Source organism: Pedobacter kyonggii, from assembly GCF_004310665.1.
Taxonomy (GTDB): domain Bacteria; phylum Bacteroidota; class Bacteroidia; order Sphingobacteriales; family Sphingobacteriaceae; genus Pedobacter; species Pedobacter kyonggii.
On record NZ_SIXF01000003.1, the window covers coordinates 24,168 to 41,728 of the forward strand.

Here is a 17,561-nt window from a genome sequence, read left to right on the forward strand (position 1 = left end):
TATTTGACTGACAATACTATAAATTTCCCCTCAATTCCTGTTCGCGTTCTAACGATTCAAATAAGGCTTTAAAGTTGCCTGCACCAAAGCTTTGTGCGCCTTTACGCTGAATAATTTCGAAGAAAAGGGTTGGGCGGTCTTCAACTGGTTTAGTGAAAATCTGCAACAAATAGCCTTCTTCATCGCAATCAACCAAAATGCCCAGGCTTTCTAGTAATGCTATTTCTTCATCAATTTTACCTACGCGTTGCGGCATCATATCGTAATAGGCTTCTGGTGGTGCACTTAAAAATTCCACACCACGGGCTTTCAGTTCTTTAACCGTTTTAACAATATCTTTAGTGGCAACAGCAATGTGCTGAACACCTTCGCCCTCATAATATTCCAGGTATTCTTCAATCTGCGATTTCTTTTTGCCTTCGGCGGGTTCGTTAATTGGGAATTTAGAATAGCCATTTCCATTACTCATTACCTTACTCATCAAAGCCGAATATTCGGTGTTAATCTGTTTATCGTCAAAAGATAAAATGTTCACAAAACCCATTACATCCTCATACCATTGTACAGCCTCGTTCATGCGGTTCCAGCCTACATTGCCCACACAATGATCGATATATAAAAGACCAGCATCGGCAGGTTGATAATCGCTTTCCCATACACGGTAACCCGGCATAAAGGGTCCGTCATAATTTTTACGCTCAATAAACATGTGTACAGTTTCGCCGTAGGTATAAATGCCACTCATCTTAAGTTCTCCGTTTTCATCCGTTAAAGTTTGAGGGGCCAGATAGGGTTTCGCACCACGTTTTGTGGTTTCTTTGAAGGCATTATAGGCATCGTCTACCCAAAGGGCCAATACTTTTACCCCGTCGCCATGTTTTTTTACATGCTCTGCTATTGGATGATCTGATTTTAATGCCGTAGTTAAGATCAATCTGATTTTACCTTGTTGCAATACATATGATGAACGATCACGTACACCAGTTTCTGGTCCGGCATAAGCCAAACTTTGAAACCCAAACGCGGTTTTGTAATAGTGAGCCGCTTGTTTAGCGTTGCCTACATAAAATTCTATATAATCTGTTCCGTTAATAGGCAGAAAATCTGGTGCTTTTGATATTTTTTCTGCGAATGTTTGTGTTTCCATTGTTGTTGTTATTAAGTCCGAGGTCGGGGGTCCGAAGTCGGATGTGTTGTTGTTTTTATTGTAAAGTTTGAATGTTGGATTATTGCTTGCTGCCCAATTTTCTGCTCTTTTTCTTCGGACCTCGGTCTAAAGATTTCCGACTTATTTACTCTATGTTAATCTGCCAGCTTTTATGGTAATTTTCATCCTCGATATCCAAGGCATCCTGTGTTAGCATTAAAGGTTTAAAAGGATCGATCATCACCGCCAGCTCATCAGTTTTTTCTTTTCCTATCGATTTCTCTACCGTACCGGGATGTGGACCGTGTGGAATACCGCCAGGGTGTAAGGTAATCTGCCCCTTAACCACGCTCTTACGGCTCATAAAATCACCATCTACATAATAAAGCACTTCATCGCTATCTACATTACTATGGTTGTAAGGCGCAGGAATAGAATCAGGGTGATAATCGTATTTGCGGGGAACAAAAGAACAAACCACAAAATTATGTCCTTCGAAAGTTTGGTGAACCGGTGGTGGTTGGTGCAAACGGCCTGTTATCGGCTCAAAATCGTGGATAGAGAAAGCATATGGATAATGATAACCGTCCCAGCCTACATAATCAAAAGGATGTGTACCGTAGGTATACGGATAAATTAACCCTTGTTTTTTAATCAGCACTTTAAAATCACCATATTCATCAAAGGTTTGCAGGTTTTCAGGTAGTCTTAAATCACGCTCACAGTAAGGTGCGTGTTCCATTAACTGTCCGAACTGATTTAAATATCTTTTTGGTGGTCTTAACGGACTGAAACTTTCTACAATAAACAGTCTGTTTTGTTCTGTATCAAACTCCATCTGGTAAATGGTTCCCCTCGGGATGATCAGATAATCGCCATAAGCAAACTTAATTTCTCCGAATCCTGTTTTCAGCTTTCCAGAACCTTCATGTACGAAGATCATCTCGTCGGCCTGGCTGTTTTTGTAGAAATAATCGGTCATCGATTTTCTCGGCGCTGCCAAAACGATGTGTAGATCGCTATTTACCAGGACGGCTTTTCTGCTTTTTAGAAAATCATCTTCAGGTTTAATATTGAAACCGATCAAACTCGTGTGTTTCAGGTGTTTTTCGCGGGCAATTTTTGGCTCAACACTATATGCTTCGCCTAAATGTTTTACAATGGTTGGCGGATGACAATGATAAACCAATGAATATAAACTCGAAAAACCTTCGGTTGATACCAATTCTTCGGCATAAAGATTTCCATCAGGTTTACGGAAAACCGTGTGACGTTTAGCTGGAATTTGCCCCAATTTATGATAAATAGGCATAATAAAATGATGTTATGGTTAGAAAAGAAAAAATCCTAATGAATTAACAATTAAAACGGTAATGCGTTTCAATTAAAAAAGAAAGGGTAAGCAAAAATTACAGAGAATATTGAGCCATGATCAGCTTGGATAGCATCTTATAGCGACGGGCCGCAATAGCGTCGTTTACTAGATTAATATGTAATGCTTTTAAGATCATGGTTTTAATGGCACCAAGGTAAGTATTTTATTTAAAAGTTGAAATTTTAATTACCTTTAATTACTTACTATACGATCATCCCGATGAGATTTATTTTTACATGCTTAATTTTTTTAGCCTTGAGCTGTGCTGCTTTCGCACAACAAACGGCCAAGTACACCATTAGGGTTATAGACCGAAGTGGAAATGCAACAAGAGGCTCCTTTTACGCTGCAGCGGATGATGGCCTAACAATTATCAGAAACCGGAAGGATACCTTAAAATTAAGTGCCGATAGTATTAGTGCATTATACATTCATCGTAAAGGGATAGCTGCACCGTTGGCCATTGCCGGAGGTTTAACATTTTTTGTATTGGCTGCAAAAAGCGATAAACTGGTCGAGTCGGTAGTGCTTATTGCTGCAGGAGTGCCTGTTGGGGTATCTGGTGGAATATTACTGGGTGGATTACTCTCCAACAAAAAACATTATAAAGCACTTCAGGCAAAAGATTTTCCTTTAATTAAATCAAACCTTCAGAAATATACTGTGTTAAAATAATAACGCTTAAGTTTTATTTTGAATGGCCTAATTTCTTAGCTTTACCGCGTATTTAACCAAATCATATATGAAACTAGTATCTTATAAAACCGAAGACAGGGAGCATCTTGGTATATTTATCAACGGACATATTTATAACTTAAATAGTTGCGATAAATTGCTTCCAGATAATATGAGTACGTTTTTGCAAGGTGGCGAAGTGTTAATGGAGAGAGCAAAAAGGATAGACGATCAAATAAAAGATGGTAGTTTAGCCGCTAAGGAAGAAATTTTTTACGAGATTTTAGCGCCTGTTCCGCACCCTACCAGCTGTCGCGATGGATACGCTTTCAGACAGCATGTTGCTGCGGCACGTAGAAATAGAAAGGTTGATATGATCCCTCAATTCGATGAGTATCCAATCTTTTATTTCACCAATCACAACGCTATTCAAGGTACTGGAGAAATTGAATGTATGCCAGACCATTTTGATAAACTGGATTTCGAATTAGAGATTGCTATTGTTATTGGTAAAAAAGGTAGAAATATTAAAGCTGCTGAAGCTGATGAATACATTGCCGGTTATATGGTAATGAACGATATGAGTGCCCGTACCTTGCAGATGGAAGAGATGTTGTTGAATTTGGGCCCAGCCAAAGGAAAAGATTTTTCTACTGTAATTGGCCCATGGCTGGTAACGCCTGATGAATTATTGCAATATAAAGTTGCACCTAAAGAAGGGCATGTTGGTAATGCTTACGATCTTAAAATGACCTGCCGGGTAAATGGCATCGAAGTTTCGAAAGGAAATGCCGCTGATATGGACTGGACTTTTGCCGAAATTATAGAACGTTGCGCTTACGGTGTAGATATTCTTCCAGGGGATGTAATTGGTTCAGGAACAGTAGGTACGGGTTGTTTCCTGGAGTTAAACGGGACTGGTTTGCTTAACGATCCAAATTATAAAGTACAGTGGTTACAGCCAGGTGATGTTGTGGAAATGGAAATAACAGGGCTTGGTGCTTTAACCAATACAATTACTAAAGCAGATACCGATTTTTCGATTTTGGCATTGAAGAAATAAAGGGGCTTTAAATTGATTATACTTATTTAGAAATTAATTTATTTAATGCCAGATTATTAAAGCGGTCGTCATCTTGAATTCAGTTCAGGATCTATCTGATTAGATACTGACCACGTAGTAGCTACAAGACAATTGAAAATGCTACTTCTACTTGTAAAACAAGTTCAACATGACGACCGTTGCGAAAAACCCAAAGAAACAATATCATCAAAAGGGATTACGGTTTAAATTACTTAGGCTAACCTTGTTAACTAAACCCGATAGTAGCGTTATCTTCTGATTTTTCATCGGGAATATAGCGTATAGCGGGACTGCTGTTTCCCAATAACCACTGCATTTGTTTTCCAAAAAAAATAATTATAAAATTTAATCATTAAAATTTTGGTATCACTTAAAACCGAAGATTTAACGCCCGTAGAGCTGCAAAATTATTTGCAATATGCCATCGCTCCGCGACCGATCTGCTTTGCCTCAACTATCGATGCCGAAGGGAACATTAATTTAAGCCCCTTCAGTTTCTTTAATATGTTCAGCACGAATCCGCCGATCTGTATTTTTTCCCCATCGAGGAGGGTGCGTGATAATACCACCAAACATAGCCTTGAAAATGTACTGCAGGTTAAAGAATGCGTTATCAATATTGTAAACTACGATATGGTGCAGCAAATGAGTTTGGCCAGTACCGAATATGCCAAAGGCGTAAACGAATTCGAGAAAGCAGGATTTACCATGTTGAAATCTGATCTGGTTCGGCCACCAAGGGTTGCCGAAGCACCAGTGCAGTTTGAATGTGCTGTAAATGAGGTGATTTCATTAGGTGATCATCATGGGGCAGGAAACCTCGTGCTGGCTGAAATAAAAGTAATCCATATTAATGAAGCTATTTTAGATGAAAACGGTCGGATCGATCAGCAAAAGATCGACCTCGTAGCCCGTTTAGGAGGCGATTGGTATTGTAGGATTACGAACGATAATTTGTTTAAAGTAGCCAAACCCCTGGCTAAACTGGGTATTGGCGTAGACCGTTTACCACATTCGGTGCGTTTTTCTAAAGTATTATCAGGAAATGACCTTGGGATGCTGGGAAACGTTGAACATTTACCAAGCGATGAAGAAATCGACCTGATCAGTACCCATGCAGAAGTAAAAGAAGTGCTCGATGCTACCATAGGTGATACAACTAACCGCGAAAGAGAGCTGCACGAACTGGCAAAAAAGTTTCTTCATAACGGAGCGGTAGAACTTGCTTTAAAGGTAGTTTTACTTTAAATTTATTAATGTAATTTTTAAGCTATGCATACAATTGTTCAGGTAGATCAGTACATTATTAATTCAGCAGAATTTGCTATTCCTATTTTAGATCATTTAAGGAATCTGGTTCATAAAGCCGATGCACGGATTGAAGAGAAAATGAAGTGGAGCATGCCATTTTTTGATTTCAAAGGTACGGTTTGCCACATGGCCTCCTTTAAAAACCATTGCGCTTTTGGTTTTTGGAAAGGATCGTTAATGCAAGATGAGTATGGAATTTTTAAAGAACGTACTGAAGCGATGGGTTTATTGGGCAAAATAACATGTTTGGAAGATTTACCTCCAGATGAAATTCTTATTGCATATATTCAACATGCCATTCAGTTAAACGAAAACAATGTAAAATTGCCAGCAAAATCGAAATCTACAGCGCAGAAAGAACTGGTTGTCCCAGAGTATTTAATGGAAGCGTTGCAGGAAGATCCCGAAGCATTAGCGGTTTTTCAGAATTTTAGCACCTCCAATAAGAAAGATTATGTATTGTGGCTTGAAGAAGCTAAAACAGAAACCACCAGGCAGAAAAGGCTGGTAACCACATTGGTATGGCTTGCAGAAGGTAAAACAAGAATGTGGAAATATAAAAAGTAAGTTATATAATACTTACAATTTTCATGAAACGGGCCTTATAATGGCCGTTAAACTCGGTAATTGTTACCCCATGTGCTTTGCCCGAAGAAGCGTGGATAAACTTGATCCCGTTTTCGTCAATCGAATAAATAATGCCCACGTGTCCTATTCTTCTTACTCTAGAATTGCTCCCGGTGAAAATAAGTACATCTCCAACCTTTGCATTTTCTAAACTGGTTTCTTTGCCTGTTGCACTAAACTCGCGTGAAGAACGCGGAACCTTAAAACCAAAGTTACTGAATACATAACTTACAAAACCTGAACAATCAAAGCCAACTTTAGGATTACTTGTTGCATAACGATAGGGGATACCTAACATACTTTTAGCAAATTCGATTAAACTTTCAGATTGCTTAGCTGAGGAATTGTTTGATGATTTATCCTCTTTAGGTAGGCTGGCAACGAGCTTTTTAACTAACTCCTGGTACTGGGCCGGGATGATGGTTTGGGCTTTTCCTGCCGTGGCAGACAAAATGAAAAACGCAATCGGGACTATTATTTTCTTCATATGTAGGAGCCAAAGATATAAAAAATATCCAAAGTCGATTAAAATGTTGAAAATGAGTGCAAATAAAAAAGTCCAAACAATTTGCCTGGACTTCTGACTAAAATTTTTGTTTTCGATTAAATACTTGGGAACATGCTTTGTGCTCTTTCACCAATTAATGGAATAGGTTTTTTTTCCCCCTGTATTGCAGCAATTAATCCGATAATCCACAATACGAATAATCCAATTTGAACAATCCGGAGTATATAAACAGCATCTATAAAGCCAGTCGCAAAAATTAAAGGGATTAAAAATAAGCTTAAACCCCAACTCAAAACGGTTGATGCCAGATGGAACAGCAGTGTCTGTTTTAAATGATATCGGCTTAATTCGGTCTGGTTATCTTTATACATGGCGAAATAGGCAATTAACCATCCAATAAACCAAAAGTAGCTTACTATTGCGGCATTTTTTCCATTGTCGACTGTTTTAAAAGGTGAGTTTGTTTCCATAGGTTTTTTAGTTTTCGATTTAGCATGTAAATTACTAAATAATATGGATATTATGGTGTGGTAACTGCAACAGGTAAAATCTTGCCATTAAAGAATTTATGTCCGGTTTTAGCAAAATCGGCAACATATTTCCCCATTTCGAAGGCCATAACCGGGCTTTGGTATCCAGGGAAAGCAGCTTCCAGCATTTCTGTTTGTGCAGACCCTAATGCAAGGCAATTGATTTTGATTCCTGTTTCAGCTAACTCGAACGCCAGACATTCAGTTAAGGTGTGCAGCGCTGCTTTACTCGCCGAGTAAGCTGAAAGCCCTGGGAATTTAACGCTCCCTTGAAAACCACCCATACTACCGATGTTTACAATGTGGCTTCCGCTTTGCATTAGAGGCAAAATATGTTGAATCATCCTGAAATGTGAAATCACGTTGCTCTGTAACATTTCGCCCAGATCAATTTCTGTGGTTTCTAAAAAAGGTTTATTAATTAAGGCCCCTGCATTGTTAATTAAGATGTCAACAGATACTAATCGTTCCTTTAAAAATGGAACTAATGCAGCGTAATCATCATTTACAATGTCAAATTCTACTGGTAAAAGTGTACAGTCTGGATTAATGCCTTTAGCAATTTCTAAGAGTTTACGCAGTTTATCTGCCGATCGGGCAATGGCTACAATTTTGTTCTCTTTCTGTAAGCTAAACTCTAAAGCAGTTTCGAAACCGATTCCACTACTTGCACCTGTAATTATAATGTTCATTAAAAAAAGTTAAAAATTGTTGTAAAGTTAAAAGGTTTAAATTGATAAGAACTAAACGTTTTATAAATTCAGTGGGTTAAAGAGTTCAACATTTCCATTTATTTTTTCAAAATCAGCAATATTATTTGTTAAAAGTTTTCCGCTCATTACTTGAGCTGTAGCATAAATAATTGCGTCGGGCAGTTTTATCCTATTGTTTTTTCTTATCGCAATAGTCATATTTACTACGGCATCATTTAAAGGTACAACGTTTAAAGAATCTATTAGTTCGCTAATATAGTTTTCTTCAAGATTGCTATTAAATGCATACCCAAGTAATTCCATTTTTGAAATTATGGAAATAGAATACATGATATTTTCTGTAAATACTTTTTCTGGAGCTAAAAGTTTTTAGATAAATAGATAACAATATTCGTATCAAATATTACGTTCCCACTCATCTCTTAAATCACTTTGCCATTTAGACGGATCTTTAATGTCTTTAAACATAATGTTGCCTTCAGTATTATCAATTGCCTTTTTTAACTTCTGGTACGATCCTTTTGGCTCTTCCACCAGATTTGGCTGATGGTTTTTTATATCAACATCTTCTACAAAAGATAATGCCTTAAGCATCTTTTCGAGAAGCGCAGCATTTTGTTCGTTATCTACTTGTACTGTGATGGTTGTCATAACGTAAAGTTAATGAAATTAAAGAGATAAATCAATCCCCCACAATCAACTGGCTTACCGGGTTTTTAATTACATGTAAGCCATCGCTGATCAATTTCGTATGATCAAGCTCCCTGCCAGCTTTTATTTCCAGATAAACCTGAATTTCCTTTTCCAACTGATGATAAATCTTTTTGTGGTAGATAATCTCCAGAATTTCCAATGCACAAAGCCAATCCTGCCTATGGTTCGATTTTAGTTGTGCAAAAATTTCGGCAAGCTTATCCAAACCTTCGCCACTTTCCCTAATCTCTCTAACCGTTTGGTATAAATCGTGCAGTTTTAAAGTCTTATCATCATAAGTAATCTGATGCGTTTTCTCGTTACTAATTAATGTAATCTCTTCATAAGCGTCTTTATCGGCAGCTCCATTAAAAACTGAAATAATGGTTTCGCCTATGGCCATATCATAAATGCCCCATTCGGGTTTAAACAAGATATTCCCGTTGCGCTCTGTAACTGTACAGTCTTTAAAGGCAATTAAAAGGAGCTTGTTGCTTTCCGTAATAATGTCCTTAACCATACCAGTTACTTTAATGCCGCTTTCAAATAAAAGTTCAGTTTTTTCACCTGTAATTATCCCTAAAGCCTGTAATTCAGCTATGCTATAATCTTCCAGTGATTTTACTGCATCTTTTAACCGACCAACAGGAGACGAAAAACCATCAGCATGGTAATCTTTTCCATGGCCTACCAATTGTTTTCCCTTAAATGCCAATGCCGAAGGACCGGTTGTTTTAATAAAGGTTACCTCATCTTTTGTACCCACACCAATATCGGTAAATACACCGCTTACCTGTAAGCCCGAACTATAAACCGCTGTGGCTACATTTTTACACGCAATTGCTTTCATAATACTTTCTGTTCCACCTTTTCTAAAGGCCATGGTATTGGCAAAGGTTTCCAGAACATCAATCAGATTTTGGAATGTTTCGGTTACAAAAAGCTGCGGTTGTGGCTTGGTAATATCGTAAGCGTAGTTAATCGTATCGATATTGTACCAAAGTTTCTCCACATCATTTTGCATGCAGGTTGCACTTTCACCGATAGAAGAAAGCAAACCCGCGCCATAAATTTTTGGGTTTTCTAAAGTACCAATCAAACCATACTCAACCGTCCACCAGTGCAAGCGACCAAGTAAAGCCATTTCAGAAGGTTCGCCCATGTTTTCGCTGATGTAGCGCAGCTCTTTTTCTGCCTTGGCAATCTGAAACTCATCTGCATCTATGGCTTCTTTCAGAATCGATAGTTTCCTAATGGCCTCGTAAAGCTCAAAGTCTTTAGCAGAAAACATAGCTTTTGCGCCAATCGAGCCAAAATAACTTAAATAATTATTGTAATCCGTATCGGCAATAATAGGGGCGTGGCCAGCACTTTCGTGTATAATGTCTGGTGCAGGTGTATATTCGATGTGATTAATCTGGCGGATATCGGCAGCAATTACCAATACGCGATAAGCCTGATACTCCATAAATGCTGCTGGCGGAATAAAGCCATCAACAGTTACAGCGCCCCAACCAATCTTACCCAGGTTATCGTTCATTGTCTGCAGATCTGGAATGTGTTCGATACTCAAACCCGCTCGCTGTAAACCTTTTATGTAAGGGTAATAAGCAACATTTTTAAGATAACTATAATTCTGGCGCATCACGTAACGCCACACCGCTTGATCGATCGGCGTGTACTTTTCGTAATTCTGGGCAACAATAAATTGCTTTAAATGATTGGGCAATTTTGCTACCTGCGCATTATTAAAATCATTAAAATGGCTCATGGTTAATCTGAAAATAAGTTGGTCGGCAGCTAAGTTATGATGTTGTTTTTATCTTATCAAGAAAGTGGTTGGATAAATTAACAGGCGAAAGTAATAAAGGTTTCGAGTGGTTAAAATGATAGATTAATCACTAGAAAAGTTAAGTCATCATTTCATCGGTGAGGTTCGGTCGGGCTGTTTGCTATATCTTTTGCTGCCCTTCGACTCCGCTCAGGCTGACAGCAAAAGGATACCGCTTCCATCCCGTTTATAAACAAAGGTTTGTACTGATGAGCCTTGTTTTTTCTGCATGTTGCTAAAAAAACGAAAATAAGAGTAATGCCGTGGCCATTTAAACCAGATTGGAACGTAAAGCCCGGAGCGAGGTACGAGTGAGGACTTGATTAAAGGCGGGACTGAAGAAACCGAAATGCTCCTGTAACTGCTTTCCAAAAAAAAGGATAAGATTAAAAGCAATTTATAACAAATCCGGTAGAAAGTCATCTTCTCGGCCGAAGCACCACGGAGTGTTCCAAAGGAACTCCTTCGGAGGAGAGATCTTTGAACGGTGCCTCCGAGACAAACAATTACTGAAGGTTATTAATGCTTCTTCTCCTCCTTTTTACCGCCAATTTTTTTAACGCTAAAGGTAAAATAGTGCTGATAGAGGTAACTGAAAAGCGCCATTAAAACCGAAACCAATATTCTCGAAAGCATTGCTAAAGTTGGATAATCTCTTAAAAGTTCCAACAAAAACTTCAATAAAACATAATTGGCCAGTATGTTAATGAATTGAAGGTTTAAAAACCTAAAAAGCTGAACCCTCCCTTTTAATTCGCTATGAGTAAATATCACATACTTATTAAGCAAAAAACTGGTTGGAATAGCAACGGCATAATCGACCAATAGCGATGCGGTTTCTCTCTGAAGTACAATTACCCCAAAATCTACTTCTTCGGTTTTAAAAATGAAAAAGTAAGCAAAATAATAACTTAAGATCCCTAACAGCAAAGTACCGCCACCAGTGGCCAGATATCTGAAATTATGTAAGGAAATAAATTTTTTAAAAGGAGGGTAAAAAAAATCTATTACGGCTAAAATTACTGTACGCATTACTTAAAACTGTTCGTTGTTATTATTGGGCTACACCAAATTGCATAAGCGGTCGTCATCCTGAATTTATTTCAGGATCTTTCCTGCGATAAAGATGCTGAAACGAGTTCAGCAGGACGTGGTGGCCTTGAAATATGCGATTTGTTGTGCAACCGTTATTACTGGGCGCAATTTACAATTAAATTTTTATTGCTACTGTAATGAGATAATTTATCGATTTACTGATTATTAGCATAAGAAGCAGATTGTGCAACAAAATCAATCACCACGCACCAGGTATAAGAAGGGTGGGGCTGTATACTTACACCAACGGTATTAAGCTTGTGTTTTTGATCGAGTAAATTAAAGCGATGGCCGAGGGAAGGTACACCACAATCTAATAATAAGTGGCAAACAATATCTAAACTGTTCGAGTAACCGAAATCGATATTTTCGCTCATGGCCTTATTAGGGAAGTATCTGGATAATCGTTTAGAAAATTTATCTCCGTTACTGCTTTCGTGCGTATCGAGATTATTCCTGTTTAAATCCTGTGCATGGCTCCTGCTTAATGATGTTAATTTATCATCAGGATAAAACATCATCAGGTTTTTTACGCCACGCAAATGTTTAAGTAAAGAAGTGTAGTAGGAATTGTTTCTGGTAATCCTGAGTTCATTGTAATTTCTGTATTTCCGCACTTTAGCATTGTAGTTATTGATGTAATCTTCCAGAAAAGTATAATAAAACTTTTCGCCATCAATGCGGATCAGGTTCATATACATCACAATGTTTTTTTCTTCGTTGCTTAAGTAGGACGCATTAGCTGCGGTATTGGCTTTGCGGAATTCGGCATCAGTCCATTTTTGGGCACTAACCTGGCCAATAAAAATTAAGAGAAACAAAGAAGGTAGAAGTATTTTCAGCATAGGATGATTTTCATGGATAACGTCTTTTAATGCAGATTATTTTTCTGTCGGGGATTTAGGTCGTATTTAGCGTATGGCGTTTAGCGGTTAGCGTTGACGAGCTACGACAAAAAATAACCACTAAGACACTAAGAACACAAAAAAATTAATCTTTGTGCCTCCGTGTCTTGATGGTTAAAAAGTGCGAATGGTTTATAAAAACATACCGCCTGATGCTTCAATGCGCTGAGCATTAATCCATCTGGCATCTTCAGTGCATAAAAAGGCAACTACGCCGCCAATATCATCAGGCAGACCTACGCGGCCTAAAGCTGTATTCGAGGCGATTCCTGCATTTACTTGTTCGTTGTCGCGCACTACACCACCTCCAAAATCAGTTTCAATGGCGCCAGGAGCAACAACGTTAACTCTGATTCCTCTTGCACCTAGTTCTTTAGCCTCATACCTTGTTAAGGTTTCCACGGCACCTTTCATCGATGCATAAGCTGCGTAGCCAGGGGTGGCAAAACGTGCCAAACCAGTAGAAAGATTAATAATCCCACTGCCATCATTTAATAACGTTAAAGCCTTTTGGGTTAAAAAGAAAGTCCCTTTAAAGTGGATGTTTACCAAAGTATCAAATTGCTCTTCGGTAGTTTCGGCAAAAGATGCATGGATACCAATACCTGCATTATTCACTAAAAAATCGAATTTTTCGGCATTAAAAACAGATTTCAGTACTATTGCAACTTCTGCGAAAAAGGCATCGAAAGTTTTAGTATCAGCAACGTTTAACTGTAATGCTACAGCCTGAACTCCTAACTGTTTTATTTCGTTAACAGTAGCTTCCGCTTCTTCTTTTTTAGATTGGTAGGTAACAATTACGCCAATTCCTTTTGCCGCAATTTTTAAAGCAGCATTTTTTCCTAATCCGCGGCTACCACCGGTTACCAGGGCAATTTTATTTTGTGTTTCCATTTTCTTTTAATTTATTAAACAAAGTTAGATGGAAACCCGCTGTAAAAATGGTGATAGCTTAAGTATAAATGGTGACGGTTTAAGTTTTATATGGTGACAATTTCCTTATTTGTGGCCAAAGACTGGAAATAAGCCTCTCTGTACTGTTTGGGTGTTTGGCCAGAGAAGTGTTTAAAAAACTTGGTAAAGTTAGATGGATCGTAAGTTAGGGTCCTTGCTATTTCGGCAATAGGCATACTTACATTCTGTAACATTGATTTCGAAATTTCCATTAAACGTTCTTCAAAGAAGTAACAGGGAGAGTGGCCTGTAGCCGATTTAATGGTATTGCTTAAGTGTGTGGGGTGAACGTGGATAAGCTCGGCAAAGTCTCTTACTTCAAACATCTCAGTTGCCCTTCCAGATACCACATCGTCTAAATGTTTATCCAGCTCTTTCAAAAAATCGGCCGCGATTTCGTGTTGACGGGCAAAAAATTTCTGTGGAATTTTCATATAAATGATTTTGATCGCTAAACAAATATACCATTCGAGCAATCGATTATGAAATTACCTAATGCGCATTTGTCTTTTTGTGACTGAAGGATTATTAATCACTTTCTAATAAAGGATTAGCAGGCTGCCAGAAATTTGCTTGCAATTGTCAGATAATAGAATGGTGTAATAGTAGGTGCCAATAGGCAATATGGTCTCTTTGTATTTTCCATCAAATTGTTTTTGTCCAATACTTTCGAAAATCATCGTTCCCAATCTGTTATAAACCCTAACTATGGCTTGTGGATAGTTGTTGATGTTAGGAATTACCCATAAATCGTTAATGCCGTCGCCATTCGGAGAAAATGAATTAGGAATAACCAATTCTGATCCATTTATTTTTATCTCAAGTTTAGTTTTAGCGCTCTCGCATTGAAAAAGCGAATGGGTAATATAATAATCTGAATTCGCGTTGATATCAACCTTAAATTTTCCCTCTGAATTGCTTGAAATAGGAGATGTTTCATTATTTCTATAGAGGTTATAGAAGCCTGAATTCCCCCTATTGTTTACACTGATGTTAATTATCGTTGGGCCACAGATGGTTATTGGTTCGATTATAGGTGGAGGAATAAACTGGGTATTCCCTTGTATATAGAAACTTTTTGATATTGAGCCGCAATTTGATTGGTCGGTTATTAAAAGTTCATAAGTTCCAGATTCAACCTGAAAGAGAGATGCTGAATTACTGATCTCTTTTTGTAGAGAGTTTGTCCAACTGAATTTATAAGGCGGAACACCGCCAGCTACAATCAGCTTTTCTATTGATCCGCCTTTTTGTCCACAATCATCAGGGGTAATTTCAATTTCAGATTGATTTAGTGTTAGTGGGGATATACTTTTGATCTCTACCGACCTGTAGGGTATCTCACAATCATTTTCATCTGTAAAATATACGGCATAGGTACCTGCAGTTAAATTATTTAATTCGGTATCTGTGCTAATAATTGTTCCAGAACTATTTTTCCATTTTATCGCTTTTGGTTTTACATCTCCCTGTAATGTTAAATTTATTGTGCCGTTGTTTAGGTTACAACTGGCGTCGGTTGTTTTAATCTTAAAATCAGAGAATTTAACAGGTATGGCTTGTTCGATGATATAAGATTTGCTCACTGCTTCGCATCCAAATTCATTGGTAGCTTTTAATAAATATGTTCCTGGTGCAGCGTTTATTAACTCATTTGTAGTAGATACTTCTTCTGAGGCTGTGTTTAACCAACTATATTTTGTGGCTCCTGTTACCTTTATTCCTTTTATAAACCCAGTGTTAGCACTGCAAGAAGATGCTTTTTTGGTTATAGATGTTTCATCAATAATTATCCCATTGACAACATTTATCTTAATTGGATCGGATACGATCGCTGGGCAATTGCTATTATCCCTTACTTCAAGGATATATGTACCTTCTCCAATATTTAAAAGATCTAAGTCTTTGCCTACAACTTCATTTTTTTCATTTGTCCATTTGTATGTGATATTCCCTGTAGATGAGGCTATAATACCGATAATACTGCCAGTTTTATTCTTACAAGATGTGTTTGTAGGTTTAGCACCACTAAAATCAGCACTAGGACCAACAACATTCTTTAAGATGTATGGTCCAAAATTTTTAATACAGCCATCTGTCCCAATAATTCTAAGCATGTATTTACCTTCTGGTACATCTTTAAGTTCACGCTCTTTACCTATAATTTTTTCATTTTCATCCAACCAGAAAAATTCCTTGTAATTAAATGGAAAAAGATTGAGGATGGACCCCAGTTTTCCACAAGAGGGATGTATAAGATTTGCAACGGTTCCAAAGGCTAACTGCGGACTCCGGTCTTCCACAATTACCCATTCTGAATGCGTAATACAGCCAAACTGGTTTGCTTTAATCCTGTACTTTCCTGCAGGAACATTAATTAAATCTAACTTATCACCAAATACTTTACCTGTTTCATCTTCCCATTGTATTTTATTTACATTTACCGTTAAAACACCTTCTATTTTTCCATTCGGCTCGATGCAGGTTTGGTGGGTTACTTTAAATATTTTAGGCCCAGCATTCAGCATATAGATTCTCGGATCAGAAAATTCAGAGGTAACATTATTCAATGTCGCTGATGCTAAAATGCTATAACCAGCTTCTATATTGCCATTATATTTCCAATTGCCAGAACCATCGGCTAATACGCTAGCAAAGTAACGTTTGGGTTGACAGTTCGTGCATTCTAAATCGGCGTAGAATAGCTCTATTTTTGCTCCAGATTTGGATCTTCCTTTTATTGTAGTAGCAGTAACATCATCTAGTAAAGCTTCAATAGGTTTCCCATATGGACCTGTGTTCACTATTAGATACGGTATTTGAGGATTACACAAGAATGAGTTATGAGAAAGCTCTACTGTATTACTTTTTTCTGCCCAAAGTGTTCCTGGAAAGAGTTTCTCGTAATTTTTGTAATCATTTGCATTTGCAAAAATGTTTCCTTCGCTAATGTCGGTACCACCTACCAAAACGCGCCCATTTATTGAGTTTAAGCTAAGGGCCTGAGTAAAAAGAGGTAATGATTTAGTTCCATCTTTTGATACACCAAAACTATTTCTTGCAATTAGAATATTGGCATTATCAAAGCCTAAAAGACCTAAAGAAATCCCGAATACATTATCAGTAACAGTAATATTAGCTGGATAAGGGTGGTTAAAATTCGCATCAATAGAAAAATTATTGCCTCTATTGCCAATATTACCCGTTATTCCTGGCCTTTCCTCATTTTTGTTTGCATAGAAGATGTTATTTTTAATCTCCATATTAAATGGAGCAGGAATTAGTTCGCCAGGAATGGCAATAAAACTTCCAAATTCACCATATATAATATTTCCTTCGACTTTACTATTACCTCCAATAATTAAATTTGATATACGATGAATTTGAGATATACACTGAAGCTTGTTAGCTATAGTCACACCGTCTTCTTCAATACCCATAATGGTGTTTTTTATAGTAAAACTTTGTATGGACGATTTTGAATTTAAATCGTTGAAATTTCCTGAAATGCCAAGTATGTTATAAAAAACGTTCCCTTTTCCAACCGCTCCTATTTTTACGTTTTTATTTGCATTTTTAAAATAAATGGTGTTTGGACCACTAGCTGTTCCGGTAAAAGAATAATAAAAATTCTTAACAATAATCCCGTATAATTCAAAAACACTAACCCCATTTACCTTAAGGAACGACTGATTTGTGAATGTTACATGTTTAAAATTGACACCATCGAAAACAATTTTTGTATCGTTTATAGAAAGTGTATTTCCATTTTGCGTAGAGGCATCGATAATCAAGTCTGATGTAACTTCTGGCAAATCAGTTAGTATTCTTATTGTTCTTCCTGCTGTAGAAATATCAGCAATGTCAAATTTAATATAGTCTATTTCTGAATTTCCATTTGCAGCTGATTTGGTTAAAGCCTCTCTAAAAGAATCTGGTCCCGAATCATTGTTGGAGCTTACAACGAAAGTTTCTGCTATTGCTGTTTGGCAAAATAAGATGAAAATAAAAAAATAGAATATTCTTTTATACATTAGTGAGGGCAATAATTTAAAATTTTATAAAGATATGTTTTACTTCGGATAAACTGATATAATGACTGATTTTGTG

Annotated in this window: 17 protein-coding genes; 4 read left to right on the forward strand and 13 right to left on the reverse strand. The window is 37.4% G+C overall.

The genetic code is table 11. The features are described from left to right. Positions 1-16: 16 nt before the first annotated feature. Positions 17-1,147, reverse strand: a complete 1,131-nt coding sequence (gene hppD, locus EYS08_RS04415) for a 4-hydroxyphenylpyruvate dioxygenase (RefSeq protein WP_131028647.1) — start codon at positions 1,145-1,147, stop codon at positions 17-19. A gap of 145 nt (positions 1,148-1,292) precedes the next feature. Next, positions 1,293-2,459, reverse strand: coding sequence for a homogentisate 1,2-dioxygenase (locus tag EYS08_RS04420; protein ID WP_131028648.1), 1,167 nt, complete (start codon positions 2,457-2,459; stop codon positions 1,293-1,295). 282 nt (positions 2,460-2,741) lie between these two features. Here EYS08_RS04420 and EYS08_RS04425 point away from each other — a divergent pair, with 282 nt between their 5' ends. From EYS08_RS04425 to EYS08_RS04440, 4 genes are all read left to right on the forward strand, one after another. Then, on the forward strand, positions 2,742-3,197 hold the full coding sequence (locus EYS08_RS04425; RefSeq protein ID WP_131028649.1) for a hypothetical protein: 456 nt from the start codon (positions 2,742-2,744) through the stop codon (positions 3,195-3,197). 67 nt (positions 3,198-3,264) lie between these two features. Further along, positions 3,265-4,260 carry a fumarylacetoacetate hydrolase family protein gene (locus tag EYS08_RS04430; RefSeq protein ID WP_131028650.1) on the forward strand — a complete coding sequence of 332 codons (996 nt, stop codon included), beginning with the start codon at positions 3,265-3,267 and terminating at the stop codon, positions 4,258-4,260. A 381-nt stretch (positions 4,261-4,641) separates the two neighbouring features. After that, a complete protein-coding gene (locus EYS08_RS04435; RefSeq protein WP_131028651.1) occupies positions 4,642-5,529 on the forward strand; it encodes a flavin reductase family protein in 888 nt (295 codons plus the stop codon). A 24-nt stretch (positions 5,530-5,553) separates the two neighbouring features. Continuing rightward, positions 5,554-6,159, forward strand: a complete 606-nt coding sequence (locus EYS08_RS04440; protein ID WP_131028652.1) for a YdeI/OmpD-associated family protein — start codon at positions 5,554-5,556, stop codon at positions 6,157-6,159. 1 nt (position 6,160) lies between these two features. Here the strand turns inward: EYS08_RS04440 and EYS08_RS04445 are convergent, their stop codons facing one another. From EYS08_RS04445 to EYS08_RS04495, 11 genes are all read right to left on the reverse strand, one after another. Beyond that, positions 6,161-6,706, reverse strand: a complete 546-nt coding sequence (locus EYS08_RS04445; protein WP_131028653.1) for a C40 family peptidase — start codon at positions 6,704-6,706, stop codon at positions 6,161-6,163. Between the two features lie 116 nt (positions 6,707-6,822). Then, on the reverse strand, positions 6,823-7,197 hold the full coding sequence (locus EYS08_RS04450; protein ID WP_131028654.1) for a DUF4870 domain-containing protein: 375 nt from the start codon (positions 7,195-7,197) through the stop codon (positions 6,823-6,825). 50 nt (positions 7,198-7,247) lie between these two features. Further along, complete coding sequence (locus EYS08_RS04455) at positions 7,248-7,949, reverse strand: SDR family oxidoreductase (protein WP_131028655.1); 702 nt, start codon at positions 7,947-7,949, stop codon at positions 7,248-7,250. 60 nt (positions 7,950-8,009) lie between these two features. Next, complete coding sequence (locus tag EYS08_RS04460) at positions 8,010-8,273, reverse strand: PIN domain-containing protein (RefSeq protein ID WP_165456374.1); 264 nt, start codon at positions 8,271-8,273, stop codon at positions 8,010-8,012. Positions 8,274-8,366: 93 nt separating this feature from the next. Further along, entirely contained in the window at positions 8,367-8,621 is a 255-nt protein-coding gene (locus EYS08_RS04465; RefSeq protein ID WP_131028657.1) for a hypothetical protein, read from the reverse strand. A 31-nt stretch (positions 8,622-8,652) separates the two neighbouring features. Further along, on the reverse strand, positions 8,653-10,434 hold the full coding sequence (locus EYS08_RS04470; protein ID WP_131028658.1) for an aromatic amino acid hydroxylase: 1,782 nt from the start codon (positions 10,432-10,434) through the stop codon (positions 8,653-8,655). A 579-nt stretch (positions 10,435-11,013) separates the two neighbouring features. Further along, on the reverse strand, positions 11,014-11,526 hold the full coding sequence (locus tag EYS08_RS04475) for a GtrA family protein (RefSeq protein WP_131028659.1): 513 nt from the start codon (positions 11,524-11,526) through the stop codon (positions 11,014-11,016). A gap of 218 nt (positions 11,527-11,744) precedes the next feature. Next, the gene (locus EYS08_RS04480) at positions 11,745-12,434 is read right to left on the reverse strand and encodes a CAP domain-containing protein (protein WP_131028660.1); all 690 of its coding nucleotides are present in this window, start codon (positions 12,432-12,434) and stop codon (positions 11,745-11,747) included. A gap of 192 nt (positions 12,435-12,626) precedes the next feature. Next, positions 12,627-13,391 (reverse strand): SDR family oxidoreductase, encoded by a 765-nt coding sequence (locus tag EYS08_RS04485; protein ID WP_131028661.1) that lies wholly within the window; start codon positions 13,389-13,391, stop codon positions 12,627-12,629. Positions 13,392-13,477: 86 nt separating this feature from the next. After that, the gene (locus tag EYS08_RS04490; protein WP_131028662.1) at positions 13,478-13,885 is read right to left on the reverse strand and encodes a helix-turn-helix domain-containing protein; all 408 of its coding nucleotides are present in this window, start codon (positions 13,883-13,885) and stop codon (positions 13,478-13,480) included. A gap of 105 nt (positions 13,886-13,990) precedes the next feature. Then, positions 13,991-17,485: a gliding motility-associated C-terminal domain-containing protein gene (locus tag EYS08_RS04495; RefSeq protein WP_131028663.1), complete on the reverse strand. Its 3,495-nt coding sequence runs from the start codon at positions 17,483-17,485 to the stop codon at positions 13,991-13,993. Positions 17,486-17,561: the final 76 nt, after the last annotated feature.

Excerpts from the sequence above, each read along its gene's own strand:
- hppD (WP_131028647.1), bottom strand. The coding sequence starts at position 1,147 with ATGGAAACACAAACATTCGCAGAAAAAATATCAAAAGCACCAGATTTT.
- EYS08_RS04420 (WP_131028648.1), bottom strand. The coding sequence starts at position 2,459 with ATGCCTATTTATCATAAATTGGGGCAAATTCCAGCTAAACGTCACACG.
- EYS08_RS04425 (WP_131028649.1), top strand. The coding sequence starts at position 2,742 with ATGAGATTTATTTTTACATGCTTAATTTTTTTAGCCTTGAGCTGTGCT.
- EYS08_RS04430 (WP_131028650.1), top strand. The coding sequence starts at position 3,265 with ATGAAACTAGTATCTTATAAAACCGAAGACAGGGAGCATCTTGGTATA.
- EYS08_RS04440 (WP_131028652.1), top strand. The coding sequence starts at position 5,554 with ATGCATACAATTGTTCAGGTAGATCAGTACATTATTAATTCAGCAGAA.
- EYS08_RS04445 (WP_131028653.1), bottom strand. The coding sequence starts at position 6,706 with ATGAAGAAAATAATAGTCCCGATTGCGTTTTTCATTTTGTCTGCCACG.
- EYS08_RS04450 (WP_131028654.1), bottom strand. The coding sequence starts at position 7,197 with ATGGAAACAAACTCACCTTTTAAAACAGTCGACAATGGAAAAAATGCC.
- EYS08_RS04455 (WP_131028655.1), bottom strand. The coding sequence starts at position 7,949 with ATGAACATTATAATTACAGGTGCAAGTAGTGGAATCGGTTTCGAAACT.
- EYS08_RS04460 (WP_165456374.1), bottom strand. The coding sequence starts at position 8,273 with ATGGAATTACTTGGGTATGCATTTAATAGCAATCTTGAAGAAAACTAT.
- EYS08_RS04465 (WP_131028657.1), bottom strand. The coding sequence starts at position 8,621 with ATGACAACCATCACAGTACAAGTAGATAACGAACAAAATGCTGCGCTT.
- EYS08_RS04470 (WP_131028658.1), bottom strand. The coding sequence starts at position 10,434 with ATGAGCCATTTTAATGATTTTAATAATGCGCAGGTAGCAAAATTGCCC.
- EYS08_RS04475 (WP_131028659.1), bottom strand. The coding sequence starts at position 11,526 with ATGCGTACAGTAATTTTAGCCGTAATAGATTTTTTTTACCCTCCTTTT.
- EYS08_RS04480 (WP_131028660.1), bottom strand. The coding sequence starts at position 12,434 with ATGCTGAAAATACTTCTACCTTCTTTGTTTCTCTTAATTTTTATTGGC.
- EYS08_RS04485 (WP_131028661.1), bottom strand. The coding sequence starts at position 13,391 with ATGGAAACACAAAATAAAATTGCCCTGGTAACCGGTGGTAGCCGCGGA.
- EYS08_RS04490 (WP_131028662.1), bottom strand. The coding sequence starts at position 13,885 with ATGAAAATTCCACAGAAATTTTTTGCCCGTCAACACGAAATCGCGGCC.
- EYS08_RS04495 (WP_131028663.1), bottom strand. The coding sequence starts at position 17,485 with ATGTATAAAAGAATATTCTATTTTTTTATTTTCATCTTATTTTGCCAA.